The following is a 21,730-nucleotide window of genomic DNA, read 5'->3' as shown; positions in this document are numbered from 1 at the left end:
TTGATAGTTTAATCATTTCCGAATAAATCTCTGGTATAAACTTTATCGGCTACATCCAGCAGTTCTTCGGCCATCCGGTTAGAGATGATAACATCGGACTCGCTTTTAAATTTAGTCAGATCACGTTCAACCCGCGAATTAAAAAAACTATCCTCTGGCAATACAGGTTCATAGATTATGACAGGGATACCCTTCGCTTTGATACGCTTCATAATACCCTGTATAGACGATGCTCTAAAATTATCTGAGCCACTTTTCATGATCAGTCGATAAATACCGACGACCTTTGGCTTTCGTGAAATAATTGCATCAGCAATAAAGTCTTTTCGCGTCCGGTTAGCATCAACGATTGCTGAAATAATATTATTGGGTACAGACTGATAGTTGGCGAGTAATTGCTTCGTGTCTTTTGGCAGACAGTATCCACCGTAACCGAAAGAGGGATTGTTGTAATGGTTACCAATACGCGGGTCCAGACAGACACCTTCTATGATCTGTCGCGCATTGAGCCCTAAACTTTCTGCATAGCTATCAAGTTCGTTAAAATAGGCTACGCGCATAGCCAGGTAGGTATTTGCAAAGAGCTTGATAGCTTCAGCTTCGGTTGAGTCCGTAAATAGGGTCGGAATATCTTTCTTTAATGCCCCTTCTTGTAACAGGCCAGCAAACGTTTCTGCGCGAGAAGATCGTTCACCAATGACAATGCGTGAAGGGTGCAAATTGTCATATAGCGCTTTACCCTCTCGCAGGAATTCTGGGGAAAAGATGATATTATCTGAGCTATACTTTTGACGCATCGATTGAGTAAAACCGACGGGAACCGTCGATTTTATCACCATTACAGCATCTGGATTTATTTTAATAACATCCTGTATAACTGACTCGACGCTGCTAGTATCGAAATAATTAGTTTTGGGATCGTAATCTGTTGGGGTAGCAATAATGACAAAGTCTGCGCTCTGATAAGCTTCGTACTTATCCAGTGTAGCTTTGAATGTTATATCTTTTGATTGCAGATACTGTTCTATTTCATGATCAACTATCGGAGATATCCGATTATTTAGCATCTCGACACGGGAAGGAACTATGTCCAGAGCAATGACCTGATGATGTTGGGCGATAAGAAGACCATTTGACAGGCCAACATATCCGGTACCAGAAATGGTGATTTTCATTTCATGCTCTCAGTATTATCTTAATATTTAATCATGATGTCGTACATCCTGATAAGAGAATAATGTTTTAACGTTTTGTTGAATATTGTGTCAACGAAGGTTAAAACAATTCAGATTTTCTTTAATCAGAATACGCTAGAAATATTAAGCAAAGATTAAGCAATCAACTTAAATCAATAAAATTTTGGATAAAAAAAAGCCCGGTCAAAAGACCGGGCCAGTGCACGTCAGAAGACTCATTCCATCCATTCGGTATGGAATACACCTTCTTTATCAGTACGTTTGTAAGTATGCGCACCAAAGTAATCACGCTGGGCCTGAATCAGGTTTGCAGGTAACACTTCAGCACGATAGCTATCGTAATAAGCGACAGCCGCTGAGAATGTCGGTACCGGGATACCATTCTGCACAGCATACGCTACAACATCACGGAGTGCCTGTTGGTATTCATCGGCAATGTTCTTGAAGTACGGGTCGAGCAGCAGGTTCGCGATACCTGCGTTTTTAGCATAGGCATCGGTGATTTTCTGCAGGAACTGCGCACGGATGATGCAGCCCGCACGGAAGATTTTAGCAATCTCACCGTAGTTCAGATCCCAGTTATGCTCGTCAGATGCGGCACGCAGCTGTGAGAAGCCCTGAGCATAAGAAACAATCTTACCGAGGTATAATGCACGGCGCACTTTCTCAATAAATTCGGCCTTATCACCTGCAAGCTGGGGTTTCGGACCAGACAAAACTTTAGAGGCAGCAACGCGCTGATCTTTTAGCGAAGAGATGTAACGTGCAAATACAGATTCAGTAATCAGAGACAGTGGTTCACCGAGATCCAGAGAGCTCTGGCTGGTCCATTTACCCGTACCTTTGTTCGCAGCTTCATCCAGGATGAAATCCACCAAATATTTACCATCTTCATCTTTTTTGGTGAAGATATCTTTGGTGATATCGATCAGGTAGCTACTCAGCTCGCCGTTATTCCACTCGGTAAAGGTGCTAGCCAGTTCTTCGTTACTGAGATTCAAACCACCTTTTAACAATGAATAGGCTTCAGCAATCAGCTGCATATCACCATATTCAATACCGTTGTGTACCATCTTCACATAGTGGCCAGCACCGTCGGCACCGATATATGTCACACACGGTTCACCGTCTTCTGCAATGGCAGCGATTTTGGTCAGGATTGGAGCAACCAGCTCGTAAGCTTCTTTCTGACCACCAGGCATGATAGATGGGCCCTTCAGCGCACCTTCTTCACCACCGGAGACGCCGGTACCGATAAAGTTAAAACCTTCAGCGGAGAGCTCACGGTTGCGACGAATGGTGTCCTGGAAGAACGTATTGCCGCCATCAATAATGATGTCACCTTTATCCAGATATGGTTTCAGGGAGTCGATTGCAGCATCAGTACCAGCGCCCGCTTTCACCATTAGCAGGATGCGACGAGGTGTTTCGAGGGATTCAACAAACTCTTTTACCGTATAGTAAGGAACCAGTTTTTTCCCCGGATTCTCGGCGATAACCTCTTCCGTTTTTTCACGGGAGCGGTTGAATACGGACACTGTGTAACCACGGCTTTCGATGTTGAGCGCCAGGTTGCGCCCCATCACAGCCATACCAACGACGCCGATTTGTTGCTTAGACATTATGTGTCTCCTAATACGCAGGGAAATTTTGCATCATGAATATATCATAGTTATGTAAAACATAATTAGATAAAATTTAAAAAAACCGAATATTAATAGCAATTAATAGTAGCAAGAATATTTCGCAGCCTCAAAATAAATATCAATCCAGAAAGAATTCATTATATAAATAGTGTCTGAAATCGATCGCTCCAACGAGGAACACTTGGTGTTGGACTCATTGAAGAAAATGGAAAAAATAAAGAACCAGAAGGCAATCTGTAATTAATAGTTACATCATTTTTCACATATGAGTGATAGTGATAATTCATTTCTCCAAACGCTGTTGAAACAATATCTTTCCGGGCCAATAAATACTCATAAAACTTTACAGGATCCACGCATTTTGTTATTTGATTGAGCATGAAAGGTATAATTGCAACATCGAATGTTGCAATCGTACTCATTACCTTACTATGTTCAATTGCCAGTTCAAGCTTGATATTTTTTGGAAGATTAGTAGGAACACTTGTCTTTATTGGTCCAATAATTCTTATCAAAGAATCAGGGTTTAGTTTAGATAATTCAATAACCCATGTCCAATCAAACCATTGAGCAATTGTACCGATATAGCCAAATACAAATTTATCATCCGTGGTAGAATCACTAGAGCATTCTATTGTATCCGAACAAGCATTCAATATAAGTTTTGTTTTTTCAGGTAATGAAAACTTCTCTAATAACGCATGGCTTGAGCATAAAATTTTATCAACAGAACATATTATTTTATTTTCGTTCTTTATCATGTTTCGTTTTGATAATCCTACATAAAATTGAGGAAAATCATCCATTGCATCAAACCATTTTTCTTTCCATTTAAAAAAATCCATTAACTTTAACGCGAGAAAACTCGGCTTGCCAACAACTAATAAAGTATCAGAATCAATGAAATCACCTACATTCTGAACAATTTTATTAATAGCCCCAGAGTTAAGCAATTTGAATACTATAGACAAAGGTTCACATGGCAAAATAAAGTCAGGCTTTAATATATTAAGACCTTTAGGTAGCCCCATGCCCACAGGTTCCGGAGCATGTCGCCCCGGATGGAAATCTCCGATATTAGGAAATCGAGTTGGGTATGGGTCTATCCAAAGAACGGATTCCACATCATTTCTTAAAGCAGCATCCACAAAAAAATGTGGACGCTGAGTAATACTTGACCATGGAACCGGAGATAGATAGACCATTTTCATGACGTTAAACTTTGAAGTATTCTTTAATGATATTTAATATCCGAGCACTGGCTTTTCCATCACCATACGGTGATGCGCCTTTAGCCATTTTGAAATATTCATTACTATCTGAAAGAAGAATAGAAGCCTCGCGTATAATATCAACTGTCTCGGTACCAACTAATTTGACAACACCCTCAGTCACTGCCTCTGGTCTTTCAGTATCACGACGTAAGACTAAAACTGGTTTTCCTAACGCAGGAGCCTCTTCCTGCACTCCGCCTGAATCAGTTAAGATCAGATATGATTTCTTGATAGCACTTACAAAAGGACCATAATCAAGAGGCTCCACCAAAGCGATACGATTATGCCCCTTTAATACAGAATTAGTCACATTGCGAACGTTAGGATTAGGGTGAACAGGGAACAACACGTAAATATCAGGATATTTATTTACCAATTCAAGTAATGCGGCGCAAATATTCTCTATAGGTTTACCAAAATTTTCGCGTCGATGCGATGTAACAAGAACCAAGCGATGATCCGGTGGAATATCAATCCCAAAATTAAAGTCTTTCTTGGCTGTATCCAATAAAGCATCAATAACAGTATTTCCAGTAACAAATACTTTCTCTTCACCAATGTTTTCTTTTAGCAAATTATCCCGGGACACACTGGTAGGAGAGAAATGTAAAGCAGCTAGATGACCAGCTAAAATACGATTTGCTTCTTCAGGGAAAGGTGAATACAAGTCATTTGTCCTTAATCCTGCTTCTAAGTGAGCAAATGGTATTTTTTTATAGAAACATGCTAAAGCCGTAACGAAGACCGTTGTAGTATCACCTTGGGCAATAACCATATCAGGTTTTCTTTCCTCAAGAATCCTATCAACTCCAATCATTAACCTTGCTGTTAATTCCTGTAATGTCTGACCTGGAGTCATTGCATTAAGATCATCATCAGCAGCAATCCCAAACAATTCAAGAGCTTGATCTAAAAGGTCACGATGTTGAGCCGTGGCCAAAACAGTCACAGAAAATAACTCTGATTTTTTCAATTCCTGAATTAAAGGTGCCATTTTTATAGCTTCAGGCCTAGTGCCCACAACACAGATAATCTTTTTCATATTTTAGTTTCCCTTATAATCTACATAAAATTCTGGATAAGAAGACCATTTTTCTTTGAAATAATTAGCGTTACGATTAAATAACTTTTCATAATAATCACTACCAGAATCAGCTTTAGTTGTTTGATGCGGTTGGTGTCTTATACCAGTTAGGTCACGATAACAAACATCAAAGCCAAGAGCTTTAATTTGGAAACATAAATCTGTATCTTCAAAACAAGTGGGATCATAAAAGGTATCAAATCCCTTGGTTGCTTCAAATATAGTACGCGACATAAACACTCCACACGTACCAAGATAACCAATATCACTTCTGTAGCCTTTATGTATGGCTTCAGCGTTCATCCCTCTATTAGGACAATAATCTGAAATCATACCCCCTAAATCAGTACGATTTACATCAAACCAACCAGCACCCCATCCAATAATGCCAATATTTGCATTTTTTTCTAGGAGGTTTAAAGCTTCAGTAAAACTGGAGAATGAAGTAAACCACTGGTCAGAATCAAAAAATGCCAAATATTGTCCAGTAGCATACTCAGCACCTAAGTTACGGCCTGATGAGCAGCCATTAACATCGTTTTTTATGATCTTTACGTCTGGAAATTGAGAGGCAACTAACTCAGCACCACCATCAACACTCATATTATCAACAACAATAATTTCCTTGAGGAAATAATTACAATGATGGATCAATGATTGTAAGTTACGGATAATAATATTTGCATTATTATGTATTAAGATAACAGCACTAGTTTTCTTGTGGAATCTCTCATAAGTATTACTGGTCAAAATATTATCTAGACGACTAAACCATGAATTTTCCGAAATAAAGATATCATTTTTGCAGTTTATTTCAGCGGTAATTTCAACCGTTTTACATAATGTAGCAAATTCAACAGGATCATTTGCAATGAAAACCCCGGGGTAATCCACAATCTCTGGCATTTGGGTAGCGATTACTGGTTTACCCAAGAAAAGATACTCAAATATTTTGATAGGAGATACTGCGTCTGAAATTTTTCCTGGAACAAAAGGTAACAAGGTAATATCAGAATGAGCTAGATATGCTGGTAATTCAGTTATATCCTTGGCACCTAAAAAGAAGACATTATCAGAAATATTTCTATCAGTTGGCTTATCACCTATCAGAACAAAGGCAATTTTTGGATTTGCTTTTGCAGCTGCAGTCACATAATCCCATCCAAACCACTCACCGTATAATGAACCAAAATAAAGAGCCGTACGATTATATCCAGAAGGCATATCAAATGGCTTGGAGTATTTCCTGTACTTATCGAAAATATACTCATTTGCAGCATTTGGTAGATAGATGGCATCATCTCTGCCTAAATCTTCTAATCGTTTTACTAGCAATTTCGCAGTTCCAACTACTACGGTTGATTCTCTAACAAAACGTTGGTAGTTTTCAAAATTAAACCAGTCACCACCAAGACTAGTTTCCCAATCATCAATAAGCTCAAACACAGTTTTTAAACCACGATTATTGAAAAACTCCAGATAAGGCAGCGCAGCTGGATGGGGATGTTCAATGACTAATGTAGCATTTGCGGAAACCATCTTAGAAACAAGATTGGGAGTAGTATTACCTATATATATATGTTGCAAACCATGAACAGAAACATTTGATTCTACGTGTTTATTTTTTTCAAAATCATATTTTTTATAAATGTATAAATAAACTACTTTCTTACCTGTTTTCAGAGCACACCTAGCAAGCTGAGCAGCACGTTGGCCACCTCCGATATCATCATAAGGAACGCCAGAGATGATGATTAGCTCACCGTCCATAAAATTACTGTCAATCAGATTATTATCAGAGGATGGAATATTAGGAAATTGCTGTATTAAATTATAGCCGTTCAACCTTCGATCGACTTTAGCAACTGCAGCCTTAACAAATACTTTAAACCCTTTATCTTTTATCAACTTAATAGATTTCTTCGTATAGAAAGAAATACTCTGCAAATTCATTTTTACCTCTGTTAACTAAAAATTAGCATTTGAAATTATCTATCTTTTGAGATATACCAATAATTTATTTTTCACGATGAGTTAGTCGATATAAAAACCCCTTGGAATTTTCCATGTGTTCATCATTCTTCCGATCCATTTCTGATATCTTACGCTCAAGGAGTAGTATTTTTTCCTCTAAACCTAAAACAAGAGTTTTAGTACTAGATATCTGAGCATTTACTTTATCAACAACTCCAATTAACTCATCATTATAAGTGACTAATTTATTAACCCGCTTTTCAAAATCGCTATATAGTTTATCAGCATCAATAGAAAATTTCTTTTGGCTTAGCTCTATAACGCTTTGGATTTCAGCTAAATTAATATTATTTTTTTGTGATTGTTCAAAATTTCTCTTCTGCTCTAAAAGACAAAAATGTTGCCGAACACTTTCATTATTAATATTAAATATGACTTGAGATATCAAAGCATAAATTGCATCAGAAAAATATAAATTCTCATATCTTGGGAAATAAACATCTCCTGCCGCAATAAGACTGTAGATTTTTCTTAAAAATGAATCGGTACTTGAAAAAGGCTTGTTTAAAACACAGGCTACAGAAGATGAGAAACGCAACCAAATATTATCGACATTATAACTATCCTTGATAATGTCATAACAAGAGTCTAAATCTCTATCAGAAATAGATGACAACTCGCATTTTAGCTGTTCAGAAGTAATAGTATCGAAATTTCTACCTGAGAAATTACACCATGCCGCTTTTTCAAAACTTTTTGGATTCAAAACAGTTTTAACACCATCATACCCAACTAAAATAACACGTCGTTTCGCTGCAATACCTTCAAGAACAACTCTCCCCATTCCTGCCACACCTGAATATGAAGTAATAGCTGTTCTGACATCTGATTGGTATCCGGCAAACTCAACATAATTCGATAGATGAAGCGCAGATATTTCTTGCTCTAATGTTCCTTTGGCGTGTCCATCACCAATTATGACAATGCCAGGTAATCCGATAGCTTTTGCGTACTTTATAAACTCAAGAACGCCGACAATCTTTTGTTCATCCAAACGACTGATGCAAACCCAGCGTTCATCCTTAATTGAAAGTTCATCAGTCTGCATTAATTCGATACCATTCGGTAATATCTGCACGTTGCTTTCTGATGAAAAGGCCAAACTTAATTCTTTCATCTCAGCAGAAACTACATATGCAATGTTAACATTTGGAAGAATGATATCTGTTAATAAAAATCTAAAAATTGGACTCAAATAATTAGCAAACGAAACAGGACCATGCAAGGTCAATACTAATGCCTTATTCTCTAACTCAGCTACAATAGCAGAAATTATTATAGAATAGAAAGGTTGAGCATGCAGCAGTTCAATATTGTTATATCTAATATACTGGCGTAAGCTATCAATAGTATTTAGAAACTCTTCCGACCCTATATTATGGTTCAAATCTAAGTTTGAGATAATGCCAGTAACTTCTGAAGGAATTAAACTTGTATCGAACTCTTTACCAACAGCTAAATATACTGAATGACCTTGTTTAATAAGTGTACGTATTTCTCCAGCAATATTAGTTTCAAGTCCACCAATAAGAAAGACTTCAGTAACAACTAGTATATTCATACTTATCCTTTCTGTTTTAATACCTCAACTTGAGTTTCTAGTGAAGCAATGCCGCTAGCTTTAAGAGTACGCTGATTAACTTTTATGACCATAACGTCAGTTTTACGGTCCAAGTATGCCATGTCGGATTGTTCCACGACCTCCGCTATTGCAAGAGTGACAAAATATGAGCCAGGACATAGGTCTAATTTTATATTAAATGAGCAATTCCAAACTTCACCACATTCGACACTAATTAAATTACTGTCGTGATAGCGAGTGCTAGTTCCATAAACGCTTACCCCCTCAACCGTCCTTAGTAAAAGTCCAGCTTGAATCTCGTTGATGTTTGATAAAGATTTAATTTGCATAGTGACAGTGATGCTTTCACCTGTATTAAAAAGCTCGCACTGTTTCCCATTTGAATCAAATATTCCCCATTTAACAATTTGTGCACTCAATCCCCGGGCAATATTCTGCCTTTCATCCGAATTATCACCATAAACTATGTCAGGGGTTTCTGTTTTAAATGTTTCGGCTTTTTGATCTTCTAAAGAACTTTGAGATTCACTTTCTTTTTGCGAGTTGACAAAACGAATATAAGCTTGTTCATCTGAATATAGTAAGGCATGGTATTGATCGATCACATCTTTTGCCGATCCTATTGCATGCATTTCTCCTTTATGCAACAGGACAGCTCTTTGGCAAAACTTTTCAATTGTAGCAGTTGAGTGCGTAACTAATAAAATACTACAACCTTTTTTCCTTAATTTTTCAATATAGTCATAACATTTACGCTGAAATTTCTCATCACCTACAGCTAGCGCTTCATCTACTATAAAAATTTGAGGTTCAATACAGGCCTGTACAGCAAAGGCTAACCTAACAGCCATACCACTAGAATAAGTTTTTACCGGTTGATCTAAATGTTGACCAATATCAGCAAAGGCTATTATCTCATCTATTCGGTTATCCATTTGCTCACGAGAAAAACCTAAAATAGATCCATTTAGATAAATATTTTCACGACCGGTAAAATCTGGATTAAAGCCCGATCCCAACTCCAATAATGCAGCAACAACCCCACTGGTAGTGACGCGACCCTGAGTAGCCTCTAATGTTCCGGCGATTATCTGTAGTAGTGTACTTTTACCACTACCATTTCGTCCCAGAATACCGACTGTTTCTCCCTTGCATAACTGGAAATTTATATTTTTTAGAGCCCAAAATTCTTTGTAATATTTCTTTGAAGATGAAAATAGTTGAAGTAATCTTTCACGAGGATTATCATACATCTCATAAACTTTTGAGACATTTTCAATTGAAATAGAAATTTCAGAGGACATCAGAAAACCCTCCTCTTGTTTTTTGGAACCACGCGAATCCAAAACATGTAATAATCATTGAAACAATTGTCCAAACACCCCATTTTTGCCATTGAATACTATTGCCGAATATTATCACTGCCCGAACCTGTTCTATAATGAATGTCAGCGGATTAAATTCCATGATAATCTTAAAATTATCAGGCAAAGCTTGTATAGGATAAAATATTGGTGACATGAACATAAGTACAGTTGTTACTAATATTATTATTTGTCCAATATCTCGTAAGTATACACCTAGCGCTGACAGGAATAATGAAAGACCGATTATCAAAAACATAAGAGGAATCAACGTTAGCGGAAATAAAAATATTGTAACGTGAGGTATACCAAAAAATATTAAATAGAAAATAACCCAAACAACAAAGCTAATTAGCATATGAAAAAAAGCAGTACCTAATACAACAAAAGGTAATATCTCCAATGGGAATATTACTTTTTTTACATAATTCACATTTGAAAGAATAAGCCCAGGAGATTTATTCAGACACTCTGAAAACAAATTATAAACTAGCAATCCTGAGAATAATATCAACGCAAATTCAGTTTTACTTCCTGTACTATCTGCAGACCAACGCGCCTTAAACACAACACTAAATACAAAAGTGTATACAGAAAGCATAATTATTGGATTTATAAATGACCACATAAAACCGATAACTGAGCCTTGATATCGACTAGCAATATCTCGCTTAATTAATTCATAGATCAGTTCTCTATTGTTTTTAACTGTCTTCAGAAACACTATAGGATTCTTAGATTTCTTTGTTGCTAAACTCATTTTCCCCTCGATGGACACATTCAATATAATCTTCTTTCTTACAATAAATATTTCGTAAATAATTTAGACACGCTTCAAAAATAAAGCAACAGCAAACAAGAGAGACTCAATATTACTTTGCCTGTATAATCGAAGTTTTATAGTTTGTTTTATTCTGCTCAGAAAATTTTCTGTTCTAAGAAAAATAAATCGCTGCACTGTGATTTTATTTTCAGGGCTAAGTATTTCATGCATATCATTAAGTAAAATAAGGTTAGCATCAACACTTTTCTTAAATTCGCCATTAAATAAAATTCTAACCCGTTTAAATTTAGCTGATAGTGTTCTATTTTCGCCAACTAAATTATTGTAATGCTGCCTGTATTTTAATGTGGGGATGGGATCATATATAAATTTCCCATCACATGCTGTAATTAATATATATATCCACCAATCATGTGATGGGATAATTTTATCTTCAGGTGTTCTATCAATGAGTTTTTTAGCCGGCAAATTGAACAACATAGTGTTTCCACCAGCTACACACTGAATTAAAGAATTTTTAAAAGATAAAGGTTTCGTTATTTTTGAAGATGGACCTATATAGTTTTCATTTTCATCAACTAATAATGTGGCAGAGCAATATACGGCCGGTATTTTTTCTATAATACAAGAGAGAGCTGCAATACTTTTTTCTATTTTATTATTTAACCATATGTCATCTTGATCACAAAAAGCATAATATCGGTATTTTTTCGGGATCAGTTTTATCCCATTAATAAAATTCCAAGCAAATCCCTTACGCGGCCCTTCAATTAATTTACATCTCTCAGCACCAATTTCACTTATGCAATCTTCTATTATTTTTCTAGTACTATCCGTTGAGCCATCGTCAGAAATATATATAACCCAATTATTATGAGTTTGAGCACGGATAGAATCAATTTGTGATTTTAAATATTTTTCACCATTATATGTGCAAACTAAAATTGCAACACTATTGTTCATCATATAACTCCGACAATTTCAGAGAAACGCCTAATAAATCTTTCTCTGAGATTATCTTATGTTCCATTTTTGGCCAGGCAACATTGATATCAGTGTCATTCCAAATAATAATTCTTTCGGAGTTTGGGTTGTAAAAATCAGTAACTTTATAACAAACTTTTGCTAGATCTGACATTGTTAAGAAACCATGGGCAAACCCTTTTGGGATCCATATGCTCTTTTTATTAATGTCGTTTAAAATTACGCCAATCCACTTTTTAAATGTTGGCGAGTTTCTTCTGATATCTACAACCACATCGAAAATCTCACCTTCCAAACAACTCAAAAGCTTACCTTGCGAATACGGTGTTGCTTGATAATGTAATCCCCTTAATACCCCTTTCTGTGACAATGAAATGTTATCTTGAACAAAGATTATATCCTCACCAATTGCATTATCAAATTTTTGTTTATTGTAGCTTTCATAAAAATACCCACGCTCATCCCCAAAAATGCTAGGTTCAATAATTACTACATCATTCAATTCCGTTTTTGTAATTTTCATTATTTGCCTTCTTTACAAGCTTTTTCAATTTCAGAAAGTGTTCTTTTAACACCAAACTGCCAATCTGGAAGAAGTAAGTCAAACTGTTCTTGGAATTTTCTGTTATTTAATCTAGAGTTTAATGGTCTTCTCGCTGACATTTTATATTCACTTGAAGTTATGTTATTTATTTTATTTAGCTGATAATTTGCATTATCAATATGATTCATAATAAACAGAGCATAATCAAACCATGTTGTACATCCACTCGAAACCAAATGATATATCCCATAGTGATTATTATCTAGTAACACTTTCCGAATAGCATGTGCAGTGCAATCTGCAATTAATTCAGCAGGAGTTGGAGAACCAAATTGATCATCAACAACTGATATTTCTTTTTTACTTTTAGCGACATTTAATATAGTTTTAATAAAATTCGCGCCACGCGAGCTATGAACCCAACTTGTTCGAAATATAAGATTTTTTGGGTTAAAATTAGTGATGACTTCTTCACTGGCCAGTTTGGCCAAACCATAGTAATTTATTGGCGCGGCAATATCTTCTTCTTTTTGCCATGAATTCCCATCACCCGAAAAAACATAATCAGATGAAAAGTGTATTAATAATGCGTCTAACTTTTTCGACTCGATTGCCATTACTTCAACGGCCCGAACATTTATCAACCAGCTTGAATCTTGTTCTTGTTCGGCTTTATCGACAGCTGTATATGCGGCAGCATTAACAATAACATCTGGGCGAAATCGTTGTATCGTATCAGCTATGCCTTTTAAATTGCTCAAATCACCGCACGGGAAACAGTCACTTCGGCCTAATGCTAATACTTCACCTAATAAGGCAAGTGAACGCTGCAGTTCCCATCCAACTTGACCATTTTTCCCAAATAGTAAAATTCTCATTTCTATCCCATCAATACAACCAGATGAAAAACTTTTAAAATCAAGATAGAGCTTCACACAATCAAGACTATTGAAAAGTCAACCAATTAATTCCAATACTTTTCATATGTTGAATGAACTATGGCATTTGATAACGCTACCGCCCCTGGCTCAACAGCTACCAGTGCACTAAATATAATCAAATGGGACGTTAGCTTCCGCAAATACTCGCAGTGAACCTAAAAATCAATCGCCAATTGTCTTACCAAATGCAGTCAGAAACAAGAAGAAATCCGACACAAGCAAGATTAAACCTAGTAGGTTAAAGCTATATTATGAGCTTATTTTAAGTAAAAAGCGGCACTAACGCCCAATCTTATCAAATGTCGATATGAGGTAGTCAGTTACCGCGACTTGTCTTCCAATGTTCGTTGCTGCAGCCTGTTTCTATTCCCCGAGCAACTTCTCAATGCTCTTACGGAACTTAGGCCCTTCCTTCAGGTTGCGCAGTCCGTACTTAACGAATGCCTGCATGTAACCCATTTTCTTACCGCAGTCGTAGCTATCGCCTGTCATCAGCATGGCATCAACAGACTGTTTTTTAGCCAGCTCTGCGATGGCATCCGTCAACTGAATACGTCCCCATGCGCCAGGTTGGGTATGCTCTAATTCGGCCCAAATATCAGCAGACAGCACATAACGCCCTACTGCCATCAGATCGGAATCCAGCGTCTGCGGTTGATCCGGCTTTTCAATAAATTCAACGATCCGGCTGACTTTGCCTTCGTTGTCCAAAGGCTCTTTGGTCTGAATAACCGAGTATTCGGACAGATCGCCTTCCATACGTTTTGCCAGCACTTGACTACGCCCGGTTTCATTAAAACGAGCCACCATGGCAGCCAGGTTGTAGCGCAGAGGATCTGCACTCGCGGTATCCAGAACGACGTCCGGTAATACGACGACAAACGGGTTATCCCCAACAATTGGGCGAGCGCAAAGAATGGAATGACCCAAGCCCAGCAACTGAGCCTGACGAACGTTCATAATGGTCACGCCAGGGGGACAAATAGACTGCACCTCGGCTAAAAGCTGGCGCTTAACACGCTGCTCAAGCAACGATTCGAGTTCGTAAGAGGTGTCGAAGTGGTTCTCAACCGCGTTCTTAGACGCATGAGTCACCAGAACGATTTCTTTGATACCTGCAGCTACAATTTCGTCGACAATGTATTGAATCATCGGCTTGTCTACGATCGGCAGCATCTCTTTAGGGATTGCCTTCGTGGCAGGCAACATGTGCATCCCCAGACCCGCTACCGGAATAACTGCTTTCAAATTAATCATTAAGTCATTCACCTATTCAATTGTTGCTGAATTATAGCTTTTTAGCTTGTTTTAGCCAGTATGAATTACATTACTCCGATGCAGCGTATGTTACGCCGCTTAACTGCGGAATGCAGTAATCTTAATCCCAGGGAGGTGCAACTTTAGCCAGGAATGGTCGCAAAGTTACCCCCCCTTCCCTGGCAGTCGAAAATTCACCGCTTCAACATTCACCACCTGATGGTTTATGCGGTCAATGTCAACTGAACTTTGTCCCGTTTCGTTTACCGCATGGACATTTGCCAGTGAGAGCAATGTGTCCTGTTTAGCCATAAACTTGCCGCGTACATCCTTACGGAGATCGAAGTGCATCTTAAGCGCGGGCCCTGTTACAGATTGCTGCATCACCCTGATGTTACGCAAGAAAAGATGCTGTGGTTGGTTGTGAAACTCAAGCGTAGCGCGCTTCATCTCCACGTTGGTAATGGCCACGAATGATGTTGCATTACCCGATGAGATCTGAATACCGCGTAATTTGTATTCAAGTTTGGTGTTATCGAGATGGATATTATTCAACTTAAAGTTTTGTGGAATGGATAAATATCGCCCTTTGATAACGCCATAACCAATGAGCATACCCGCGCTATTTTCCATATTGATATTATCAATGACGAAATTATCACATCCATAAATAGCGACCGTTGCATTATCGATGCCCGCTTTCTTACTGAAATCCGGGGTGATATTTCGCGCGGTAATATTACGAATGATAAAATGCTTGCCGTTCTCCACATGGACTAACTGTCGACAGTCGGTACCAGTGATGTTCGCCACGACAAAGTTTTTTATCGCCAGCTCATCGGGATAGGTATTGTCATAGGTACTGCCCGCCAGCCCGATGCCTATGCCCCAGTTCACATTGCCGTTGGTACAGTTGATACGTTCGATGACGTGGTCAGAAATGAGGATGTTGCTGTCGTTAATCGCCACATTCCACTCAATAGCATCGCCCTGAAGATCGCTAAAACGGCAGTGGGTAATCTTCACACCATCCATACGGTTATGAAAACCCTGTCGCAGGATCCCGTAGTTAGCGCGCGTGACGGTAATATCATCGATAGTCAGATTGCGCATCAGCCTTGAGGTTTTTCCGCCGATATAGATTTGCGTCACCGGGCCGAAACCACTCATGGCAATCCCTTTTATCACGCAGTCCGATCCCCGTACATCCAGGGTAACATTCCTCAGATTCCCGCCCTGCTCGCCCAGCACCTTACATCCATCCTGCAGAACAAAGCGGCCACGGCCATTACCGCTTATTCGACCTTGCACAGATAGTGTTTTGCCAGGGGGAATAACGATAGCGGTATTAAGATCCTTACATTCCAGTCCTTTTGGCACGACTACAGTTTGTCCTTCTTTGAACGCCTGCCGGAAAGAAGCGACCCAATCATTTGGGTTGTAATCCTGAATATTGACGCGGCCAGATGATTCAAGCGCCCGGACAACGGGAAAATGCAGCACGGCAAGCGCAGAGCCTGCCGTCAGAAAAGTACGGCGTGAGAGTTTGTTCTCTGACATACAACCTCGATTTACATCGTTTGTAGCAGACTGGCTAACTGTTTATTGATCGCTAATTGATTAAATTCTTTTTCAATTTTTTCGCGCGCGCACTGCACAATCGGTTGCACCTGCTCACTCTCGAGCAGGCTAAATGCCGCTAATCTCTCTGCCAGAGCCTGCGCGTCATTTTCCGGTGCCAGCCAGCCAGATTTACCCGACTCGACAAGCTCCGGGATCCCACTGTGGACGGTAGAAATGACCGGGATCCCCACTGCCATCGCCTCCATCAGCGCCACTGGGATACCCTCCATATCGCCATCCCTTCCGGTGATCGACGGCAGCAAAAATACATCTGCCTGCTCAAGCATCTCCTTTACCTGATGACTAGGTTTAAAGCCGGGCATCTCAATCACATCATCAAGCTGAAATTGCTCGATAAGCGTACGCAAACGACGCTCCCAGGGACCAATGCCAAGAATGCGGTAGCGAAATAAGACGCCCTGCTCTTTCAACTGCCGACAGGCTTCGATGGCGACATGCAGTCCTTTTTTCTCGGTTAACCGGGCGACAGAGATAATCTCCAGCGGTGCGGCTGGGGCTTTCAGTTGACGAGGCGTAAAACGTGTCATGTCGATACCCATACGGGAAACCGCGATTTTTTGCGGCGGGCACCCCATGTTTTTTAAACGTCCAGCCCAGAGATTACTGATGGGTAACATCAAATTTCCACGTTGAAACAGCTGCTGATATTCAGGGGTATAGTGAGCAAGCACATCCCGATGCGAAACATCAACGCCATGAAATACCGTGGCGATTTTTCCGCGGATCACCCCAAGCTCACGCAGTTTGGCGGCCGTTACGCCTGCGGGTCCAAAATGAGCGATAAAGACATCCGCCTCAAACGCCCGTCGATTCCCACCACAAATGGCCGCTAAAATCAGATTGCGCGCCTCATCGCCATAGCGTGCCACATTAAGCGCTTTCCAGGTGGCTGCGCGGGTAATCCCGTGCAGCGTCGCCGCCGCTCTATACTTCAGCTTCGCCAGTTTGCTCTGTGGTTCATTCAGTAACCAGCGCGTTTTTTCACCCAGACGGTAGGTATTAAATGAAGCATGGGTATTTTCAAGATCGCCCTTCTGCAACGCGACAATCTCCACGTCGTAGCCCATATCGATAAATGCGGTAATCTGATTGAGGATAAAGGTCTCAGAGGAGAGCGGAAATTTAAGCAGGAAAAAGCCAATCTTCATTTTTCCCCCTCAATACGCGATAAAACCGACTGCACCATGCTCACCCCGCGTTCGCGCTCACGCGTAACCGCGTCGCCGAGACGTATGCGCAACTCAGGTAGCTGTCCGAGAGCATCGGCGACCTTCCCTTCCAGACTACCATCGAGCAGATGGCGAATATCGACGGCCATCTCTGGTAACCCCAACTGTCGCATAATCCCTGCCGATTTATGCTCGTAGTTAATGGCGATGGCTGGCGTCATAAAATTCATTGAGATGATGGCAGAGTGCAAGCGAGTCCCCACCGTCAGATCGCAGGCAGCCAAAATTTTCCCCATTTCCAGATCGTTGAGTTCATCCATCACCACGTGATACCGGGCCGGGTCGTTAACATACTGGCGCAGGTTTAACGCCACCATGCGATCATCTTTGTTGTAACTATCAATACCGGTGCAGGTTGACAGTGCAATCACCTGGTAACCTTCATCGAGGATGCGATTCACCACCCCGGCAAAGGCTTGCTCATAGGCCTGCTGCGTTGTCCCCAGGCGTTTATCAAAAGGAGCCAACTCACGCAACGTTATGGCAACCGTCTTCTGTTTAGCCGCCATTTTTAACCAATGCTGGACGGCATAACCGGGTTCATAATCCTCATGATGGTTATCTACCAGCCAGGCGGTATCCACCCCGGTTTCGACTTTATCCGTGTTTATTGCACTGCGCTTCATCAGTTCCAGACTGACGGACTCACGCAAAATCAGCGCATTACAGTGTCCAAATACGTAGTTCGCCAGTTGGTTAAACTGCTCATCCTGGAATGGCCCCACGCTGTGGCCAATCATGTACAGCGGTTTTTTTGCCATAAACGAACACAGGGCATGTTCAAACTGCGGTACGCCATACAGATCGACAAAAAACGATCCGCCGACCTGGATAATGGCGTCGTAGCGCGACAGCAGACGAACAAAATCGGTAAATCCTTGGGCGATAGCGATATTGCGCAGATTACCGGAATCAGTGACGCGCGAGAGCAGTACCTGGTGCTGATAGCGACGACGCAGCACTTTCTTCACGCGCCCTATGACGCCCGCTGCGCTATTGTGCTGCTTCATCTGCGAATACAGCGGATCGCCCATTACCGGGCGGTTCAGCAACCATGAGGAGCTCACCGGGTAACGGCTCATCACATCCACTTCAGTCTCGGGACGCAAGGCGGTAATGGCATCCAGCAAACCGCGCAGAATCGCGCTATCCCCACGGTTCCCACAGGTATGGTTGCCTAAAATTAGTAATTTCATTCTGACCTCTTCTAATCATTGCCGGAGGGCGGATGTCACCTGTTCCGGCATGCAACAAGCACAATTCATCCTGCACGAAGCAAGGTTTTCATTTTTTCACTGCGACAAAGCTGACGTTTTATTTCCACCACCAGCGGATGGCGCGACAGCACAATCATCACCGCAAATACCAGCGCACCTGCCGCAATCTGCATCCCCAGCAACGCGCCTAATGGCAGGTGGCTGCGCAGCGTTAAGCCCAGCGCATAGCTCACCACAAGGGTGGGTAAAGAGAGATACAACGGCAACCAAAGACTGAGCATGTACTGGCGGTAGCTGGGGCCAAGAACAGGCTTAATCATCACGAAATAGCTGAGGATCGTGTTAATCACCTGAACCAGCAAAAAGCCCAGCGTCACGCCAATCGCCCCGGCAAGATGACCACCGATAAAAATGGCTGGAATAAACAGAAAGGTTTTGAACACATTAAACTTGAAACTGATATCAACCCGCGCTTTCGCCATCAAAAGCGATCCTATTGGATTCCCCACCGAGCGCAGCAGACCCACGATGCACAGCAGTTGCAAGACGGGAATAATGCCGTTCCACTTCTCGCCAAACACCAAAGGCACTACGTTGTTCGACACCACCATTAATCCCAGCAGCGCCGGAAAGTTGATAATCCCGACCACCGATAGCAGTTTGTAAAAATTCACCCTTAGTTTTTCACTGTCGTCCTGGATTTTGGCGAAAGCCGGAAACAGGACGCGGGTAATAATCGGGTTCAGTTTGATCGGGGGGACAACCGCCACGTTCCAGGCCAGATTGAATCCCCCCGCCACACCAGCTCCCAACGTTCTGGCTAAAACCAGCGTGGAAAGATTGGTATTGATGTAATTGATGATGCTATCTGCCGTCAGCCATGCGCCAAAACGCAGATTCGACGAAACGGATGCCAGCGAAAAATGCAGCCCCGGGCGGTAAATCCGACGGCCAAAATAGCCGAACAGCAGCGTACGTAGCGTACTGTTTACCAGATACCCAAGAATGGCGGTCAGCGCGAGCGGCCAGAAATGGGCGCTGACCACGGTAAAGGTAAAACCAGCCAGCACCGAACTGGTTTCGATCATGCCGATTTTGTTAAAGGCCAGCTCTTTTTGCATCAACGCACGAAACTGCTGCCCGTGCGGTATCACCACAAACGCCAGCGATAAGGTTTTGATAAGCGGCGCAAGTTCGGGGTTATTGAGCACACGGGCAATCGTCTCGCTCAACAGAAACATCGCCACGCATACCGCGATACCCAGCCCAACGTTGAGCCAGTACAGCGTGGTCAGTTCAAGATAGCCAATTTCTTTACGCTGAATAATTGAGTTGGCGATACCAAAGTCAGACAACGTATCGGCCAGCGCAATGATCACCAGCGACACGGTTAACAACCCGAACTGGTGGTTATCAATAATCCGCGCCAGGACGGTCATCTGAATAAGTCCGAGTCCAATAATGATCACTGTGGCAATCGCCGACCACTTAGCGCCGTTAAGCGTTTTTTCTCGTAAGCTCATGTTAGTACGCCGCTTTGTTAACAAAGCCTTTGAATACTGTCAGAAAAACAATTTTGATATCGAACCACACGCTCCACTCGCGAATGTATTCGAGGTCAAACTCCACACGTTTTTCCATTTTTTCCAGCGTATCGGTTTCACCACGCCAGCCGTTGATTTGCGCCCAGCCGGTAATCCCCGGTTTCACCTTATGGCGTAACATGTACCCCTCAATCAACTGGCGGTACTGCTCGTTATGCGCCACCGCATGCGGACGTGGCCCGACGATAGACATTCCCCCGGTCAGCACGTTAATAAACTGCGGCAGTTCATCGAGCGACGTCCGGCGCAGGAAATTTCCCACAGGAGTTACGCGCGGATCGTTTTGCGTCGCCTGCGTCACCACAGCGTCGTTTTCCATCACTTTCATTGAGCGAAACTTCCAGACTTTGATTGGTTTTCCGTCCATGCCATAGCGAGTCTGGCGGAAAATCACCGGTCCTTTGGAGGTCAGTTTTACCAGCAGCGCTATGCCACACAGCACCGGGGAAATAAGCAGCAGGATCAGTGAAGCCAGCACGATATCTTCCGCACGCTTTAACAGGCGATTAATCCCCGAGAGCGGCGTGTCATACAGCGGCACCACCGGAACGCCGTTCATCTCTTCAATCCGTGAATGCAGGATATTGAAGGTAAAGACATCGGGAATGAGGAGTACCGAACAGGTGGTGTCGGCCAGATCGCGCACCAGTTTTTTTACGCTGGCGCCATCGCTCATCGACATGGCGATATAAACGTTATGAATACGCGAGGATTTGGCGTCATCCACCAGTTGCTGCAGATTACCGGCCCAGTCGCGAGAGTTTTTTCCAGGGATGGGGTCGTGATAGACACCCGCTACTTCAAATCCCAGCCATGGTTCATGGCGAAAACTGTCCAGCAACAGTTGTCCGGCAGGCATGTCGCCAGCCACCGCCACCCGGCGAGTGTTGTAACCGCGATTACGCAGCCACCCCGCGCCGTAGCGAATAAACGAACGACTCAACACCAGGCCAACGCTAGATAACAGATACCACGCCAACCAGACGGCGAGACGGTTATCGAAATCGTTATTAAAGGCGATCAGACCTGCGCAAAAAATCAGACTCAACGTCCAGTTTTGCAACAACAGCACCAGCTCAGTTGAAATTTTGACGCCACGCCAGGAGCGATAAAAATCTGTTATGCCCCCGAGCATCTGAAAAACAACCAGCGTGATCAGCGCCACCAGCAGGTGCATATACAGGAAAGGCAAACCGCTTAATTCGCAGACTACCCACAATCCGCCAAACATGATGGTGATATCTGAAAAGCGTTGCACCATCGAAATTAACGACGCATTGGTTTTGGCGCGTTCGCGCTTTTTTAGATGTGTCATCGTGGTTCCTGTTAGTCACCCTTTGCCCGTA

The 21,730-nt window shown here is 41.7% G+C and carries 17 protein-coding genes; all 17 read right to left on the bottom strand.

What is annotated here, in order from left to right; genetic code table 11:
* Nucleotides 1-8: 8 nt before the first annotated feature.
* The 17 genes from ugd to wcaJ all read right to left on the bottom strand — a co-directional run bounded on the left by ugd (nt 9) and on the right by wcaJ (nt 21,699).
* On the bottom strand, nt 9-1,175 hold the full coding sequence (gene ugd, locus OGW16_RS22410; RefSeq protein WP_286518905.1) for a UDP-glucose 6-dehydrogenase: 1,167 nt from the start codon (nt 1,173-1,175) through the stop codon (nt 9-11).
* A gap of 236 nt (nt 1,176-1,411) precedes the next feature.
* Complete coding sequence (gene gnd / locus OGW16_RS22405; protein ID WP_080624966.1) at nt 1,412-2,818, bottom strand: NADP-dependent phosphogluconate dehydrogenase; 1,407 nt, start codon at nt 2,816-2,818, stop codon at nt 1,412-1,414.
* 161 nt (nt 2,819-2,979) lie between these two features.
* Nucleotides 2,980-4,053, bottom strand: a complete 1,074-nt coding sequence (locus OGW16_RS22400; protein WP_232620992.1) for a glycosyltransferase family protein — start codon at nt 4,051-4,053, stop codon at nt 2,980-2,982.
* Between the two features lie 4 nt (nt 4,054-4,057).
* Nucleotides 4,058-5,158 (bottom strand): non-hydrolyzing UDP-N-acetylglucosamine 2-epimerase, encoded by a 1,101-nt coding sequence (wecB, locus tag OGW16_RS22395; RefSeq protein WP_075145968.1) that lies wholly within the window; start codon nt 5,156-5,158, stop codon nt 4,058-4,060.
* 3 nt (nt 5,159-5,161) lie between these two features.
* On the bottom strand, nt 5,162-7,153 hold the full coding sequence (locus tag OGW16_RS22390; protein ID WP_075145967.1) for a glycosyltransferase: 1,992 nt from the start codon (nt 7,151-7,153) through the stop codon (nt 5,162-5,164).
* Between the two features lie 64 nt (nt 7,154-7,217).
* On the bottom strand, nt 7,218-8,795 hold the full coding sequence (locus OGW16_RS22385; protein ID WP_075145966.1) for a glycosyltransferase: 1,578 nt from the start codon (nt 8,793-8,795) through the stop codon (nt 7,218-7,220).
* A 2-nt stretch (nt 8,796-8,797) separates the two neighbouring features.
* Nucleotides 8,798-10,120, bottom strand: a complete 1,323-nt coding sequence (locus OGW16_RS22380) for an ABC transporter ATP-binding protein (RefSeq protein WP_075145965.1) — start codon at nt 10,118-10,120, stop codon at nt 8,798-8,800.
* Complete coding sequence (locus OGW16_RS22375) at nt 10,110-10,940, bottom strand: ABC transporter permease (protein ID WP_075146377.1); 831 nt, start codon at nt 10,938-10,940, stop codon at nt 10,110-10,112. Before OGW16_RS22375 ends, OGW16_RS22380 begins: the two co-directional genes overlap by 11 nt.
* A gap of 63 nt (nt 10,941-11,003) precedes the next feature.
* Nucleotides 11,004-11,930, bottom strand: coding sequence for a glycosyltransferase family 2 protein (locus OGW16_RS22370; RefSeq protein ID WP_286518900.1), 927 nt, complete (start codon nt 11,928-11,930; stop codon nt 11,004-11,006).
* Nucleotides 11,917-12,471: a dTDP-4-dehydrorhamnose 3,5-epimerase gene (gene rfbC, locus OGW16_RS22365; RefSeq protein WP_075145963.1), complete on the bottom strand. Its 555-nt coding sequence runs from the start codon at nt 12,469-12,471 to the stop codon at nt 11,917-11,919. The genes OGW16_RS22370 and rfbC overlap by 14 nt, the downstream gene beginning before the upstream one ends.
* Nucleotides 12,471-13,370, bottom strand: coding sequence for a dTDP-4-dehydrorhamnose reductase (rfbD, locus tag OGW16_RS22360; protein WP_286518981.1), 900 nt, complete (start codon nt 13,368-13,370; stop codon nt 12,471-12,473). The genes rfbC and rfbD overlap by 1 nt, the downstream gene beginning before the upstream one ends.
* 426 nt (nt 13,371-13,796) lie before the next feature.
* Nucleotides 13,797-14,690, bottom strand: coding sequence for a GalU regulator GalF (gene galF, locus OGW16_RS22355; RefSeq protein ID WP_000609089.1), 894 nt, complete (start codon nt 14,688-14,690; stop codon nt 13,797-13,799).
* A 165-nt stretch (nt 14,691-14,855) separates the two neighbouring features.
* Nucleotides 14,856-16,250, bottom strand: a complete 1,395-nt coding sequence (gene wcaM / locus OGW16_RS22350; protein ID WP_286518897.1) for a colanic acid biosynthesis protein WcaM — start codon at nt 16,248-16,250, stop codon at nt 14,856-14,858.
* Nucleotides 16,251-16,261: 11 nt separating this feature from the next.
* Nucleotides 16,262-17,482, bottom strand: coding sequence for a colanic acid biosynthesis glycosyltransferase WcaL (wcaL, locus tag OGW16_RS22345; protein ID WP_286518895.1), 1,221 nt, complete (start codon nt 17,480-17,482; stop codon nt 16,262-16,264).
* Nucleotides 17,479-18,759 carry a colanic acid biosynthesis pyruvyl transferase WcaK gene (gene wcaK, locus OGW16_RS22340; RefSeq protein WP_286518893.1) on the bottom strand — a complete coding sequence of 427 codons (1,281 nt, stop codon included), beginning with the start codon at nt 18,757-18,759 and terminating at the stop codon, nt 17,479-17,481. Before wcaK ends, wcaL begins: the two co-directional genes overlap by 4 nt.
* Before the next feature lie 65 nt (nt 18,760-18,824).
* Entirely contained in the window at nt 18,825-20,303 is a 1,479-nt protein-coding gene (wzxC, locus tag OGW16_RS22335; RefSeq protein WP_286518890.1) for a colanic acid undecaprenyl disphosphate flippase WzxC, read from the bottom strand.
* A 1-nt stretch (nt 20,304) separates the two neighbouring features.
* The gene (gene wcaJ / locus OGW16_RS22330) at nt 20,305-21,699 is read right to left on the bottom strand and encodes an undecaprenyl-phosphate glucose phosphotransferase (RefSeq protein WP_043016870.1); all 1,395 of its coding nucleotides are present in this window, start codon (nt 21,697-21,699) and stop codon (nt 20,305-20,307) included.
* Nucleotides 21,700-21,730: the final 31 nt, after the last annotated feature.

The organism is Citrobacter sp. Ce104 (genome assembly GCF_030334595.1).
GTDB lineage: Bacteria > Pseudomonadota > Gammaproteobacteria > Enterobacterales > Enterobacteriaceae > Citrobacter > Citrobacter europaeus.
The sequence above is the reverse complement of the archived record's forward strand: the minus strand, read 5'-3'. Positions and strand labels throughout refer to the sequence as shown.